Consider the following 14,019-nt stretch of genomic DNA (forward strand, 5'->3'; position numbering starts at 1 on the left):
TCTCTTTCTTTACTTCCGCAAAAATAATCGTTGCGCATTGTGGTAGGTCGTATAAGCGACCTTTTCCCAATCAAGTTGCTTCAACTCTGCGATTGCACCTACCGTAAACTTGGTAAAGCCGGGTTCGTTTTGCTTTCCACGGTACGGGCTCGGCGTCAAGTATGGCGCATCAGTCTCCACCAGCATCCGGTCAAGTGGCACCGCTAGGGCAGCCTCGTGAACGTCGGTTGCCCGCTTGAAGCTGACAACCCCACTGAAGGAAATCATCATCCCGAGGTCCATGAATTTTTCTGCCCATTCTGCCGACCCGCTAAAGCTATGCATTACCCCGCCAAATTCACCAACGTGGGCGTTTTTAAGGATCGCGTAGGTGTCTTCGATGGCATCACGGCAGTGAATCGAAACGGGTAAGTTGAGCTCCCGCGCCCACGCTAACTGTTCCTCAAAAATCGCTGCTTGCTGGTCATGTGGCGAGTGTTCGTCATTAAAATAGTCTAACCCGATCTCACCAACCCCCACTACCAGCGGGTCAGTTAGTTGCTCGCGCAGTTCTGCCTTGCTGTCATCGTTCCAGCCACTAATGTCTTCCGGGTGCCAGCCGACTAGCGGGTGGAGGTGGGGATACTGGTGACCAAGCTTAATTGCCCGGGTATTGAGAAGATGGTTAGAGCCAACGATGTTCATCTCATCAACCCCATAATGTGCCGCCCGGGCAATAAATGCCGGCACGTCACCATAGAAAGCATCATCGTTTAAGTGGGTATGGGAATCGTAAACCCTTGTCCAGTGTTGATTGCTCACGTTACTCAACGCCCATTCCTGGTTCAAGGTTGTCAGGAACTGTTACCACTTGGACCTTGCCATCTTTTTCAGCGGAAAGCAGCATCCCCTGGCTAAGTTCGCCCCGCATCTTCCGTGGCTTCAAGTTGGCAACAATCATAACCTTCTTCCCAACAAGGACAGATGGGTCTGGGTACCACTTAGCAATCCCGGAAAGAATTTGCCGTCCAGTTGCAGTTCCATCATCCATGTGGAACTTGAGCAACTTGTCAGCCCCTTCAACGTGACCGGCTTCGGTAATCTTAGCGATCTTTAACTCAACTTTATCGAAGGCATCGATCTTGATTTGCTTCTTGCCTTCTTTTTCCACTGCCTGGGCCTGTTGCTTAGCTTCTTCCATTGCCTTGCGACCCTTCTTCTTTTCGTTAGCAGTCATCTTACTCTTGATGAATTCAACTTCTTGCTTAACGTCCAGCCGTGGGAAAATTGGCGTTCCCTTAGCGACTACCTTAGCAGTTGCTGGGAAGTCATTAAATTGAAGGTCCGTAAGGTTAAGACTGGTCCCCTCAATCCCTAATTGGGCAACAATTTCCTTTGGTGCGTGGGTCATGATTGGCTGGATCAAGGCAGCGATTACCCGTAAGCTCTTGGCTAAGTGGGTCATCACATCTGATAAGACGTCCTTCTTTGTATCATCCTTAGCGAGGACCCATGGTTCAGTCTCATCGATGTACTTGTTGGCCCGGGAAACGAGCTTCCAGATTGTTGCTAAGGCGTCAGCAAAGTGGGTCTTGTCCATCAATTCCTTGTATTCAACGATTACGTCGGCGGCCGTTTGTTCAAGGTCAGCATCAAAGTCCGTCGTTGCAGCATTTGTCCCGGTAAGCTGACCATCTTGGTACTTGTTGATCATCGCCACGGTACGGTTTAAGAGGTTTCCGAGGTCATTTGCCAAGTCAAAGTTGACCTTGTCGACAAAGTCTTCAGGACTGAAAATCCCATCGTTACCAAACGGCATTGCCCGCAATAAGTAGTAACGGGTCGCATCAAGGCCGTAACGGTCGACCAGGGTCTCAGGGTAAATTACGTTCCCCTTGGACTTGGACATCTTCCCGTCCTTCATCGTCAACCAGCCGTGACCAATGACATGCTTTGGCAGTGGCAGGCCAAGGGCGTGGAGCATAATTGGCCAGTAAATGGTGTGGAAACGAACGATTTCCTTACCAACCATGTGAACATCAGCTGGCCAGAACTTCTTAAAGAGGCTGTCATCATCTGAGCCATAACCTAAGGCCGTAATATAGTTGGATAAGGCGTCGATCCAGACGTAAACCACGTGCTTTGGATCATTTGGCACCTTAACCCCCCAGTTGAAGGAGGTCCGGGTAACGGCAAGGTCTTCAAGGCCTGGCTTTAAGAAGTTGTTAACCATTTCGTTCATCCGGGTGTGGGGTTCGATGAAGTCCGGATGTTCTTGGTAGTAGTTCATCAACCAGTCGGCATACTTGCTCATCTTAAAGAAGTATGATTCTTCCTTAACCAGTTGAACCTCGTGACCAGATGGGGCCTTCCCACCGATCACCTTGCCATTGTCATCGCGGTAAACTTCGGCGAGCTGGCTTTCCGTAAAGTACTCTTCGTCATCAACAGAGTACCAACCAGTGTATTCACCCTTGTAAATATCACCCTGGTCAACAAACTGTTGGAAGATCTTTTGAACGGCCTTTTCATGGTCCGCATCAGTAGTCCGGATAAACTTGTCGTTGGTGATTTCAAGCTTCTTCCAGAGTTCCTTAATGTCTGCCGCCATCTTGTCGACATATTCTTGCGGTTGCATGCCGAGCTTTTCCGCCTTTTCTTCAATTTTAAGACCGTGTTCATCAGTCCCGGTAAGGTAAAAGACGTCATTGCCCATCAAGCGCTTAAAACGCGCTTCCGCGTCACAAGCGATCGTCGTGTAGGAGTTACCAATGTGGAGTTTACCAGATGGATAGTAAATTGGTGTTGTAATGTAATAAGTTGGTTTTTGTTCAGCCATATGAGGCCCCTCTTTCTAAGATATTACTAATTAAGATTTAACATTTAGTATAGCATTTTATTAGGGCGCGCTCCATCCTAAAACAGGTCGAGCTGTTCTGGTGATTTCGGAGCGAGGCCCGTGAAATTGATGCCCATCATTTTCTGCAGGCGCAAGGCATTCGGTGCGGCATCTTTGCCCGAGTTATTGTTGAAGATAATACATAGTTCCTTTGCTGGCGGTGTTAGCGCGGCAATCTTTTGCTGGAAAGCGGCGAGCTCTTCATCTGAGTAGCGGTAGAGCGTCCGCGTCTTTCGCCACTCTTTCCCCTGGTTATCCCAGCCCTTCCGGTTTCGCCCGTGAAGACGGAGCATTACCAGGGCTGGATTAGTCGTTGCCAGGTAAAAGGGGACGGACGTGGCGGTATCATGCGGCTCATCTGCAGCGACGAGGGTAAAGTTAAGCTCCCGGCAAAAGTCCACGACGGAATCAACCACTCCCGGCTTATACCAGGTCTGGTTACGAAACTCGACCGCCACCGGCAGGTTTCCCAGCCACATCCGCACTAAGCGCAAGTAATCAAAGTCCTTCACACTAGCATCAAAGTATGGCGGAAACTGGAACAGGATCGTCTTTAACTGGTCCGTCGCAATTAATGGGGCGATGGTCTTGCGGTACTGTTGAAAGACCTGCTCTAGTTCGCCCCGCTCCTGACCACGCTGGTGAAGCGTCATCTTTTGGTTTGCCTTGATAATAAACTGAAATTCCGCCGGCACTTCGTTAAGCCAGTTTTGAATCGTTGCCACTTGGGGCAAGGCATAAAAGAAAGTATCAACTTCAACTACCGGAAAGTGTTGCGCATACTCATTGAGGGTCACTGGGCGCTGTTCGTTATGAATCAACACCGGGTGTTCCGTCCAAGTCGTCATCCCCATCGTGATCTTCATTTAATCCATCCCCTTTACAGCAAAAAAAGCTGCCGGATCTGCCCACAGCTTTTTTCTAGCTTATACTTGTAATTCATCAAAGAACTTCGTCGCGTCTTCTTGGACCATTTGAAAGGCAAACGGAAACTGCAACAACTGCTGGTTAACCGCAATCACCTTTGCATTCGGGTTGCGATAATCGAGCAAGCCAGCAAACGGGTACACCTTCATCGAGGTCCCGACAATAACTACCAGGTCCGCTTCCTGCATCGCTTTAATTGAATTAACAATATCATCCTGCTTGATTCCTTCGTCATACAAGACAATGTCCGGCCGCAACGGTCCGTTGTCCTTCTGGTGAATCCGACTCTTAAGATATTCTTCTACCGGCACTGTTTCATGGCACTTTTCACAGTAGACATTGAAAAGGTTCCCGTGAAAATCAATCAGGTGTTTAGTGCCTGCTTCCTCATAGAGGTTATCAATATTTTGGGTGATTACGACTGCCCGGTCCTGTTGGGTCAGTGCCGCCTGCTTTTCGTGAATAACATTGGGCTTGGCATCTGGAAAATAGAGGTTTTTCTTGCAGAAGTCATAAAATCCCGCGGGGTCACTGACAAAGTAGCGGTGGCTAAGGTAGTACTCCGCATTCCGGTTTTGCGTGTAGAGGCCGTTTGCGGACCGAAAGTCAGGAATGCCTGAGGCCGTTGAAACCCCCGCACCAGTTAGAAAGACGATCTTTTGAGCATCATCAAATGTCTTTTGCGTTGCAGCATCCATCTAATCACTTCCTTACAATGTATGGAACACTGTTCTTCTCAAGGAACTCCTTGACCGGTTGCGCATAAATCTTTTTAAACGTTTCTGGGGTTTCCGCTGCCGGCGCCGGGAGGGTAAATGAATTTTGCCCGTCACTCCGGCGAATACCGACGTAGGCCCGCTTATCGGTTCCCCGTTCTTTCATATCAGAGTGGTAGATTTCAAAGACCTGCCGCATCTCTAAGCGCAATTGCCGTTCGCTCAGCACTGGGGACAGGGTCGTGTACTCGTTATTGTGCAAGGCTGGAAGGTTCCATTCTTGCATCTGCTGGTCAAATAGCGAATAAGTCTTGATGATCGTCCGCCGCATATCAAACGGGTTCTTAATCGGCTTCTTCGTAATTTCTGCATAGATCTTCTTGGCAGCGGCTAGGGCAAGTGGGTACTTTTCTGCCAATTGCTGCTCGTACTTTGGCAAGTTGTCACCAAAGAAGACGAGGGCATCAAGCAAGGTTAATAGGCGCAATGTCCGCTCATCGTCATCTTCTTTTTCCGGGGTCAAGGTATGGTCAATCCCCTTCAAGTAGAGCTCTTCAATCCGGTCATCAATTAACCCGTGCTTCCGCTGTTCAGCAACCACAACCCGGTGGATCGCAACATTATATAAGTCCGTCGCCATAATCATCATCTGTTCATCGAGCTGCTTATCACCAAGAGATAGCTGGAAAAAGATTTGCGGAAATCCTTTAAGGAGCATCAATAAGTGGAGCAGTTCGTGTGACGCAGTATAGTTTGGCGCCGTCAGGTCAGTAACGATAATTACCAGTGCTCCGGGAATCGTCTTTTGTGTCGCCTGGTCATGGCGGACGTAGCCTGACTTTTCACCATGAAACTGGACAAAGACTGTTCCTTCTGGGTAAAGCTGGTTTATCTGGTCCAATAGTTCCTGGTTGGTCTTATTTAGCTTAATCACTTCTTCACTCATCTGCCCCATCCTTTCTAATCGCTGCCAGGACTTGGCGAGCAAGGGCCTGGTCAACGTGTTTTTCTTTCTTTAGTTGCGCAACAACTAGCGGAATTTCCGCCGGGCTTGCGCCGACACTAGCTGCTAGCGAACGGTACTGGAGTTTCATATGACCGGCTTGAATGCCCGTCGTCGTTAATGCCCGCAAGGCCGCTAGATTTTGGGCCAACCCAACACTCGCAGTAACGGCAGCTAATTCTTCGGCCGACTTGATACCACTAATCTTATAGTTGAGCTTCGTCATTTTATTAAGGCCAATCGAACCACCGACAACCCCGACTGGCAGCGGTAAGCTAATCTCACCACGCAGGTGATCGCCTTCTACCGTCCAAGTACTTAGGCCCCGGTAATGGCCGTCACGCGTCGCATAGGCATGAGCGCCACTTTCAATTGCCCGCCAGTCGTTTCCGCTAGCAATCATTACAGCATCAATTCCGTTCATAATCCCCTTATTGTGGGTTGCTGCCCGGAACGGGTCCACCTGGGCAAGATCACTCAACCGGGCAATCCGGTGGGCGACCTCCGCTCCTGCCATCTCAGCTGTCGCCAGGTTGGCAAAGGCAATCTCACATTTCGCCGTCTGCAGGCTTTGGGTAGCCAAGTTGCTTAAAATGGCGACGATTACGTGATAACCCTGGTCACTCAACCAATTACCAACTGCCTCTGCCATCGTGTTGACACTATTGGCCCCCATTGCCTGGCAAACATCAATTCCAAGGTCAATGCTAATAAAGTCACCCGGGGTCCGGACCGTCATCGTCTTCGCACCACCACCACGTTTTTGCATCGATGGGTGAGCTTCATTAGCGATCGCTAAAATCCGGTCCTGTTGACTATTGAGCCAGGCCACCGTCTTGTCGACATCCGTGACCTGGTCTAAAACTACCTGGCCAACCAGGAGCCGTTGCTGATGGGGAGCGGTGAAGCCACCACTCCGGCTCACCCGGTGTGCACCATTACTAGCCGCCGCAATCACTGATGGTTCTTCAATCACCATTGGAACAACATAGGGCTTGTCATTGACCGTTAAGTTGAGGGCCACCCCTTCAGGAAGGGAGTAGTCCGTTAAGTAGTTTTCCACCAGCTCATCCCCGAGGTCTGAACTGGTATTGGCGAGAACCGTTGTATCATCCATCGACAACTGCCGTGCTTTTGCTAACCGTTGCCGCCGCTCTTCAGCTGCTAATTTGTAAAAGCCATGTTGCCAATCACTCATGTTTCTTCTTCCTTTGATTAACGTATTCCGTAATGATTCCTTCACGAACGCCGCTTTCCGAGAAAATAACCCGGCCGTCACTATTCCGTTGTAGTAATGATACCAATGGCAACATTCCACCAATAATGATATCAGCTCGTTCCGGCTCAAGGCCAGCCATTCGCTTCCGCTGCGATAAGTTACGGTTTAATAGTTCCCGGTATGTCGCAAAGACAACCCGCGAAGATAGCTGGTAACCATGAATCGAACCATTCCGGCGACGCTTGTGATGGTAAGACTGACTCATCCGCGCCAATGTCCGGTTCGCACCGCCAAGCAAGACAATCGGCACCCGGGTCGCGTAACGTAACCACGGGATCTTCGTCAGGCGTTCATTCATCGCTACCTGCGCCCGAAAAAGATCTGCCGAGCGAACATAGCCATTTAAGTGAAACTGTTCAGAGAGGTTAACCGCCCCTACTGGAATTGAAATAAGGTTGCGTGCCCGCCGCTGTTGGACTAAGACTAACTCACAACTTGCACCGCCAACATCTAAAATCAAACAGTGGTTAAGCCGCAACGTTCTGATTACGCCAAGATAGTCATAATATGCTTCTTTTTTTCCTGACAAAACTTGTAAGTGAATGCCTACTTCACGCTGAACACGATCTAGGAATTCTTGTCGATTACGCGCCTGGCGAACCGCTGCTGTCGTAATTGCCCGCACCTTAATGTTTGGGATTGCCTGATAGATTTTCTTAAATCTCTTAAGGGCAGCTATTGTCCGTTCCATTGCGCTCTCTTGTAAAAGCTTTTCCCGTCCCATTCCTTCAGATAACCGGGTATTTTCTTTTACCCGGCGGATTTCATGGAATCGTCCATCCGGGGCAATCTCCGTAATTGCCATCCGTGCCGAGTTCGAGCCGAGGTCTACAATCGCGAGGTTTTCCACCATTTTCACCTCCGCTTTATTAATTATTTTTCGTAAAATTACATCCCTTTTATGTTACCATGTTCTGTCTTTTGAAACACTTAAAAAAAGAGATTAAGCAAAAAAGCCTAATCTCCTTGTCTCGTTTAAAGGATCTTTATTTAATCAGTTAAATTAAAACCAACAACCAAAGCCAAGGGAAAATCCAGCAAAGCCGAAGTTATTCCAAAAGCCACCGCAAAAGGCTGGTTGGTAGTATTCATAGTGCCAAGCAATCACAACGACAACTGCTGATGAAGTTTGGGCTACTGGTGCCGTTGGAGCTACTGGTGCTGTTGGGGCTACCGGCGCTGTTGGGGCTACCGGTGCCGTTGGGGCTACTGGTGCCGTTGGGGCTACCGGCGCTGTTGGGGCTACCGGTGCCGTTGGGGCTACTGGTGCCGTTGGGGCTACCGGTGCCGTTGGAGCTACCGGCGCTGTTGGGGCTACTGGCGCTGTTGGGGCTACCGGTGCCGTTGGGGCTACTGGCGCTGTTGGGGCTACCGGTGCTGTAGCGGCTGTGCCAGCTGTGGCGGCTGTGCCAGCTGTGGCGGCTGTACCAGCGGTAGCAGCTGTACCGGCGGTAGCGGCTGTGCCAGCAGTAGCGGCCGTGCCAGCGGTAGCAGCTGTACCGGCGGTAGCGGCTGTGCCAGCAGTAGCGGCTGTACCGGCCGTGGCAGCTGTACCAGCAGTAGCGGCCGTGCCAGCGGTAGCAGCTGTACCAGCAGTGGCAGCAGCATTAGCAACTGGTGCAGTTACTGCCGGATTAGCTACAGGAGCGGTATTAGCAGCGGTGGCAGTATCTGCTGTAACAGCTACCTTTGCTACTGGCGCAAGGGTAACTGTGTTTGTCGTTGGTGCAACGTTGTTATTAACTGTTGCATCAGGGATTGGACTAACTGGCGTAGTCGTGGTTGCTTCTGTATCGGCGGAAGCACCGGTGGCAGTAAGCAAAGCAACACCAGCGACTACTGAGGCGACTAACGCCTTAAGATTATTTCTCAAAATAAACGCACTCTTCTTTCTCATAAACATAACGAGACATTTTAAACTTAATCAGTGATCAGTAAAATGTCAATATCATTTTTATCATTCTATAAATGTTAATACGAAAAATAAGGAATATTACACAAAGCTTGCCCAATATTCCTTATCATTCATAAAAATATTAATTTTAACCAAAGTAGTTAATGCCGATTGCATCCCGCACTTCTTTGAGCGTCTGGTTAGCTACTTCGTTTGCCCGTGCAGAGCCTTCTTTAAGGACCTTGTCAACATAATCCATGTTTTCAGCGTATTCTGCCCGCCGTTGCCGGATTGGGGCAAGTTCCGCTTCGAGGACTTCGTTTAAGTAACGCTTGATCTTCACATCCCCTAAACCACCGGCTTGGTATTGTTCCTTCAGCTTAGCTACTTGTTCCTTGTCTGGATCAAAGATATCAAGGTAAGTAAAGACCGTGTTACCTTCGATGTGTCCAGGGTCGCTAACCTTGATGTGGGTCGGGTCAGTGTACATCGACATTACCTTCTTTTGAACCGTATCAGCATCATCGGAAAGGTAAATGCAGTTACCAAGGGACTTACTCATCTTCGCATTACCATCAAGGCCTGGAATCCGCCCCTGGCCCTTTGGCGGGAATACCCCTTCTGGTTCAACAAGGATGTCTTGATCATAAATGCGGTTAAAGGTCCGCACAATTTCTCTGGTTTGTTCAAGCATTGGTTCCTGGTCATCACCAACCGGCACCGTATCAGCCTTGAAGGCAGTGATATCAGCCGCTTGACTAACTGGGTAGATGAAGAACCCTGCAGGAACACTTTCGCCAAACTTTTTCTGCTTAATTTCGGTCTTGACGGTTGGGTTCCGCTTCAGCCGGGAAACCGTAACCAGGTTAAGGTAGTGCATCGTCAACTCGCTTAGCGCAGGAATCTGTGATTGAACTAAAATCGTTGACTTTTGTGGATCAATCCCGACTGCCAAGTAATCGAGGGCCACTTCATGGAGACTCTTTTGAATCTTTTCCGGATCACGGGCATTATCAGTCAATGCCTGCTGGTCAGCGATCATGATGTAAGTATTATATTTACCAGTATTTTGCAGTTCAACCCGGTTCTTAAGGGAGCCAACGTAGTGTCCGATATGAAGCTTCCCCGTTGGCCGGTCACCAGTTAAAATAACATGCTTTTCTTCTGTCATCGTAATTCCTCCTTAAAATAAAAACGCCCTACTAGTTCAACCAAACTAATAGGACGCAAGATGCGCGGTGCCACCTAAATTGCAATTATCATTGCCACTCAAACGGTATTTAATTGTTAACCATTTCGCGTTTTGGGGACCTTTACACCAACCGTCCCTCGCTTTAACTCACGCTACTTAATACCCCTTTATTTTAATCCATCTCCCCCCAAAAAGGCAAGACAATCCCCTGACCAATCGGTATAATAGGGATAACTGTAAAAGGAGAGGTGCAACATGCGTTCAAAGAGGAATAAGACAATCGATTTCACGCTGGATGAAGCATCACCAGATTTACTGGCAAAGATTGTCAAGGCAGCGGATCAAAAGGACCTTTCGACCCTTTGCAACAAGGTAATTAACGGGGACTCGTTCAAGGTTATGCAGGGTCTCACTGCTGAGACGGTTGATCTCGCCCTGATTGACCCCCCATACAACCTTAATAAGAAGTACGATGGGCTAACTTTCAAGAAAATGACTGATGATGAATACCGCCAGTATACGCAACAGTGGATCGACCTCCTCAAGCCCCTCCTCAAGAAAAATGCAAGCATTTATGTCTTCGCTGACTGGGCGACCAGCATCTCCCTTGCCCCCGTTTTAGCAGAAAATTTTACGATCCAAAACCGTATCACCTGGCAGCGGGAAAAGGGCCGTGGTTCACAGCGCAACTGGAAAAACAGCATGGAAGATATTTGGTTTTTAACCGCCAATGGGGCCGACTATACCTTCAATGTCGACCAAGTCAAGCAACGGCGCCAAGTCGTTGCCCCGTATAAAAAAGATGGGGTCGCCCGGGACTGGCAAGCAACAAGCGCAGGCAATTTCCGGGACACCATGCCATCCAACTTTTGGGACGACATTTCGATCCCGTACTGGTCAATGCCGGAAAACACCGGCCACCCCACCCAAAAGCCAGAAAAGCTACTCGCTAAGATCATCCTGGCTAGTTCTAATCCCGGGGACTTCATCCTCGACCCCTTCGCTGGATCTGGTTCCAGCCTAGTGACGGCCGCCAAGCTCGACCGCCATTTTCTCGGGATTGAACAGAGTCTACTATACTGTGCGTGGGCGCAGTACCGGCTTGATCACGTTAGCGATGATAAAAGCATCCAGGGCTACACTGACGGCGTCTTTTGGGAACGCAACACCCTGGCCGCCCAGCGAAAGCTCAAGCGCCAAAATAATAGTTAATTAAAAGAGGCCGGAAAAAGCTACGTCTTTTTCCACGGCCTCTTGTTTTTGTTTATGCTTGTTGCTTATCTTCAATATTGAATTCTGGGAACCAGATGCCAATCTCACGGGTTGCAGTATCAACATTATCTGATGTGTGGATGATGTTCCGTAAGTTGCCGTCAGGCCATTCACGACCGTAGTCACCGCGGATCGTTCCCCATTCCGCTTCGCCAGGGTTAGTCGCGCCAGCCATATTATGAATAGCTTGGATGACGTTTGTTCCGGAAACAACGATGCCGACGATTGGTCCTTCCGTCATATACTCAAGCAGTTCTGGGAAGAATGGCTTGTCTACTTTATCGAAGTAGTGTTGGCGTAATTTTTCCTCCGTCGGGATAATCATCTTAAGAGCTTCAATATTGTAGCCCTTCCGTTCAATCCGCGTAATAATATCACCGATATGACGGGTCTTTACACCGTCAGGCTTTACCAATACTAATGTGAATTCGTCTTTAACCATGGCGAAACATCTCCTTTTCATTTCTCTCCACTAGACTATCATAAGTTAACTGGTGGTGAAAGCGTTTTTAAGGAAATGCTTCTAATTTACTGCTTATTCGGCAGCTGATATTCCATCGTCAATAAGCGGCTAGCTTGTTCATTGATGGCATCGCTCACCGGACCGTTACTCAGCAAGGTCAGCTCATGCATTGCCCGCGAGGCCATCGTGTAGATCATCCCCACTTCATCGGTCCCGGCAAGATTTTTAGCGGAAACATCAGCAGCAATTACCGCATCAAACTCAAGCCCCTTTGCCAAATAAATTGGTAAGATCAAGATTCCAGCTGGCAAGGCACTATCATGTTCATTTAACAGGTGAAGGTTGGCAATCTTTTGCCGGTGCAGCTCCTGGTAAATCTGGGTCGCTTGTTCCTGGTTCTTGGTTAAGATCGCAACTGTCTCATACTTTTCAGCTAAGGTAGTCGTTTCATCAAGCAACGCGCTGTTCTCCTCCGTGGTAGAATAGCGCACCAGCAACCGGGGCATCTGACCATGCCGCGTGAAGGCAACGATCTTATCGCCATCCGGCAAGAGGGCCTTCGCAAAGTTAGTGATTTCCGTTGTTGACCGGTAGCTCCGGCGAAGCGCAATCAGGTTGGGCCGCTTAGCCTGCAGAACTTTGCTCAGTCTATTGAGCAGCTCTTCTGGCAACTGCAACGGCTTAAACAGCGCCTGCTCACTGTCACCCAGCACTGTAAACTTTGCTTGGGGAAAGGCGTGCCGCAAGTACACCAGCATCGCTGTCGAGTAGTCTTGCATCTCGTCGATAAAGACATACTGGAAGGAGCGGTTTTGTCCTGTCCCGGACACGAGGTCCCGCAGGTACATCAACGGCGCCGCGTGCATCAGAGCTAAGCGATGGTATTCGATCTCCTCTTGAAATTCCAGGATCATTGTCGCCCATTCTCGCCGACTAATTGACTCTGGAATATCAACCCAGTGTAAGAAATGGTTGTACTGGTTGTAAAAGTCCAAGAAGTAGTTATTGTAGATTGCATCCGCAATTACCCGCAGCCGCCGCTTCGCTAACCGCCGTGACAAGTAGGCATACTGAGCATCCTCGTCTTTAAAATCATCGATTGTCTTTTTGCCGTAAAGGCTATGCAGCTGTTGGACGTCGAGATCGTCCAAGGCTTTGGCAACCCAGTCCTTCTTTGCCTCTTCCCGGACCCGGTGCTGCAACTCACGAATCAGCTTATTTTTCAGTTGGACCAACTTATCAGCGGCCGTCATCGTCGTTGGCAGTTGCTGGTACAAGTCCTTGATATGGGCGGCAGTAAAGAATACCTGGCCGTTGAAACGGATATCAGCAAACTGTAACTGAGCAACGGTTAGGTGTTTGACGTAGTTGGCAATTGACGTCATAAACTGGTCACTTTCCACGTAGTTGGCTAGCGGGTGATCCTTGTTCCCCTCTCGCTGACGTTTTTCATAACGGTCAAATAACGTCTCTACTTGGAGGCCTTCAAAGCGCCGCCGGACAAATCCTTCCAGTGTTACCTGTCGCATGTTACGTTCACCAAGGCTCGGTAAAACTTCCGAAATATAGTGGCTAAACAAGTTGTTGGGACTAAACAAGACGATCTGGTCGGCATTTAATTCTGTCCGGCTATGGTAAAGCAGGTAGGCAATCCGTTGTAGAATCGCCGAAGTCTTCCCCGAGCCGGCAACCCCTTGGACCAATAAGAGGTCACTGCGGGTGTCCCTGATAATGTCATTTTGTTCCTGCTGGATAGTAGCGACAATATTATGCATGTACTGGTCGTTTTGCTGACCAAGGGCGGCCTGGAGAAGTTCATCCCCCACCGTCTCATTAGTATCAAACATATTGGTAATCTTGCCATCCTTAATGGTAAACTGCCGCTTCTTTTTAAGGTCAGTTGTCTGCATCCCCGCCGGTGTCTCGTATTTAACCCGGCCAAGGGTCCCATTATAGTAGACCCCCGCAATTGGTGCCCGCCAGTCATAGATTAAAAAGTCCGTCTTATCATCATTCATTAACGATGAAGTCCCGATATACAAAGACTCTGGCTTTTCTTCGCCCGGATCTTGAATATCAATCCGTCCAAAGTATGGTGACCCCTGCAAATTCTTGAGGGTCTTTAACTGGTGCTTGAGGATTGTTTCACTCTCCGCCGCCCGGGAAACCAGTTGTCGTTGCTGCTCAATCATCGCGCGCGACTCGGCAATATCATCGACTTCGTAGCGGTTGATTGACGCGTTATCACTGTAGTTACGCTCAACTGCCCGTGTTTCGCGGTGGGCATCCTCGACTGCCTTCGCCGTTGACTTAATCTGTTGGTTGATCTGTTCTTCAACATGATCGACCCGTGCCTGTTCTGCTTGTCGTTCGCGATTTTCCATGGGGAAAGGAC

The 14,019-nt window shown here is 49.2% G+C and carries 12 protein-coding genes; 1 reads left to right on the forward strand and 11 read right to left on the reverse strand.

The features are described 5' to 3' along the window. Positions 1-9 precede the first annotated feature (9 nt). The 9 genes from CZ502_RS00400 to trpS all read right to left on the reverse strand — a co-directional run bounded on the left by CZ502_RS00400 (position 10) and on the right by trpS (position 9,868). On the reverse strand, positions 10-810 hold the full coding sequence (locus CZ502_RS00400) for a TatD family hydrolase (protein WP_076459160.1): 801 nt from the start codon (positions 808-810) through the stop codon (positions 10-12). After that, positions 803-2,818, reverse strand: a complete 2,016-nt coding sequence (metG, locus tag CZ502_RS00405) for a methionine--tRNA ligase (protein ID WP_076459161.1) — start codon at positions 2,816-2,818, stop codon at positions 803-805. Before metG ends, CZ502_RS00400 begins: the two co-directional genes overlap by 8 nt. 77 nt (positions 2,819-2,895) lie before the next feature. Next, positions 2,896-3,744 carry a DUF72 domain-containing protein gene (locus CZ502_RS00410; protein WP_076459162.1) on the reverse strand — a complete coding sequence of 283 codons (849 nt, stop codon included), beginning with the start codon at positions 3,742-3,744 and terminating at the stop codon, positions 2,896-2,898. Between the two features lie 60 nt (positions 3,745-3,804). Continuing rightward, the gene (locus CZ502_RS00415; RefSeq protein WP_076459163.1) at positions 3,805-4,503 is read right to left on the reverse strand and encodes an NAD-dependent protein deacylase; all 699 of its coding nucleotides are present in this window, start codon (positions 4,501-4,503) and stop codon (positions 3,805-3,807) included. A 4-nt stretch (positions 4,504-4,507) separates the two neighbouring features. Beyond that, complete coding sequence (locus tag CZ502_RS00420) at positions 4,508-5,467, reverse strand: IpaB/EvcA family protein (RefSeq protein WP_076459164.1); 960 nt, start codon at positions 5,465-5,467, stop codon at positions 4,508-4,510. Next, on the reverse strand, positions 5,460-6,722 hold the full coding sequence (locus tag CZ502_RS00425) for a hydroxymethylglutaryl-CoA reductase, degradative (RefSeq protein ID WP_076459165.1): 1,263 nt from the start codon (positions 6,720-6,722) through the stop codon (positions 5,460-5,462). The genes CZ502_RS00420 and CZ502_RS00425 overlap by 8 nt, the downstream gene beginning before the upstream one ends. Beyond that, positions 6,715-7,656, reverse strand: coding sequence for a Ppx/GppA family phosphatase (locus CZ502_RS00430; protein ID WP_076459166.1), 942 nt, complete (start codon positions 7,654-7,656; stop codon positions 6,715-6,717). Before CZ502_RS00430 ends, CZ502_RS00425 begins: the two co-directional genes overlap by 8 nt. 150 nt (positions 7,657-7,806) lie before the next feature. After that, entirely contained in the window at positions 7,807-8,676 is an 870-nt protein-coding gene (locus CZ502_RS10825; protein WP_234982425.1) for a hypothetical protein, read from the reverse strand. A gap of 169 nt (positions 8,677-8,845) precedes the next feature. After that, a complete protein-coding gene (gene trpS, locus CZ502_RS00440; protein WP_076459167.1) occupies positions 8,846-9,868 on the reverse strand; it encodes a tryptophan--tRNA ligase in 1,023 nt (340 codons plus the stop codon). Between the two features lie 276 nt (positions 9,869-10,144). Here trpS and CZ502_RS00445 point away from each other — a divergent pair, with 276 nt between their 5' ends. After that, complete coding sequence (locus CZ502_RS00445) at positions 10,145-11,101, forward strand: DNA-methyltransferase (protein WP_076459168.1); 957 nt, start codon at positions 10,145-10,147, stop codon at positions 11,099-11,101. 52 nt (positions 11,102-11,153) lie between these two features. On the opposite strand, the gene ndk is transcribed toward CZ502_RS00445, so the two are convergent. Further along, a complete protein-coding gene (gene ndk / locus CZ502_RS00450; protein ID WP_076459169.1) occupies positions 11,154-11,603 on the reverse strand; it encodes a nucleoside-diphosphate kinase in 450 nt (149 codons plus the stop codon). A gap of 86 nt (positions 11,604-11,689) precedes the next feature. Further along, complete coding sequence (helD, locus tag CZ502_RS00455) at positions 11,690-14,008, reverse strand: RNA polymerase recycling motor HelD (protein ID WP_076459170.1); 2,319 nt, start codon at positions 14,006-14,008, stop codon at positions 11,690-11,692. Between the last annotated feature and the right edge of the window lie 11 nt (positions 14,009-14,019).

Source organism: Limosilactobacillus caccae, assembly GCF_900156885.1.
Taxonomy (GTDB): domain Bacteria; phylum Bacillota; class Bacilli; order Lactobacillales; family Lactobacillaceae; genus Limosilactobacillus; species Limosilactobacillus caccae.

Excerpts from the sequence above, each read along its gene's own strand:
- CZ502_RS00410 (WP_076459162.1), bottom strand. The coding sequence starts at position 3,744 with ATGAAGATCACGATGGGGATGACGACTTGGACGGAACACCCGGTGTTG.
- CZ502_RS00420 (WP_076459164.1), bottom strand. The coding sequence starts at position 5,467 with ATGAGTGAAGAAGTGATTAAGCTAAATAAGACCAACCAGGAACTATTG.
- CZ502_RS00415 (WP_076459163.1), bottom strand. The coding sequence starts at position 4,503 with ATGGATGCTGCAACGCAAAAGACATTTGATGATGCTCAAAAGATCGTC.
- CZ502_RS00430 (WP_076459166.1), bottom strand. The coding sequence starts at position 7,656 with ATGGTGGAAAACCTCGCGATTGTAGACCTCGGCTCGAACTCGGCACGG.
- CZ502_RS00425 (WP_076459165.1), bottom strand. The coding sequence starts at position 6,722 with ATGAGTGATTGGCAACATGGCTTTTACAAATTAGCAGCTGAAGAGCGG.
- trpS (WP_076459167.1), bottom strand. The coding sequence starts at position 9,868 with ATGACAGAAGAAAAGCATGTTATTTTAACTGGTGACCGGCCAACGGGG.
- metG (WP_076459161.1), bottom strand. The coding sequence starts at position 2,818 with ATGGCTGAACAAAAACCAACTTATTACATTACAACACCAATTTACTAT.
- CZ502_RS00445 (WP_076459168.1), top strand. The coding sequence starts at position 10,145 with ATGCGTTCAAAGAGGAATAAGACAATCGATTTCACGCTGGATGAAGCA.
- ndk (WP_076459169.1), bottom strand. The coding sequence starts at position 11,603 with ATGGTTAAAGACGAATTCACATTAGTATTGGTAAAGCCTGACGGTGTA.
- helD (WP_076459170.1), bottom strand. The coding sequence starts at position 14,008 with ATGGAAAATCGCGAACGACAAGCAGAACAGGCACGGGTCGATCATGTT.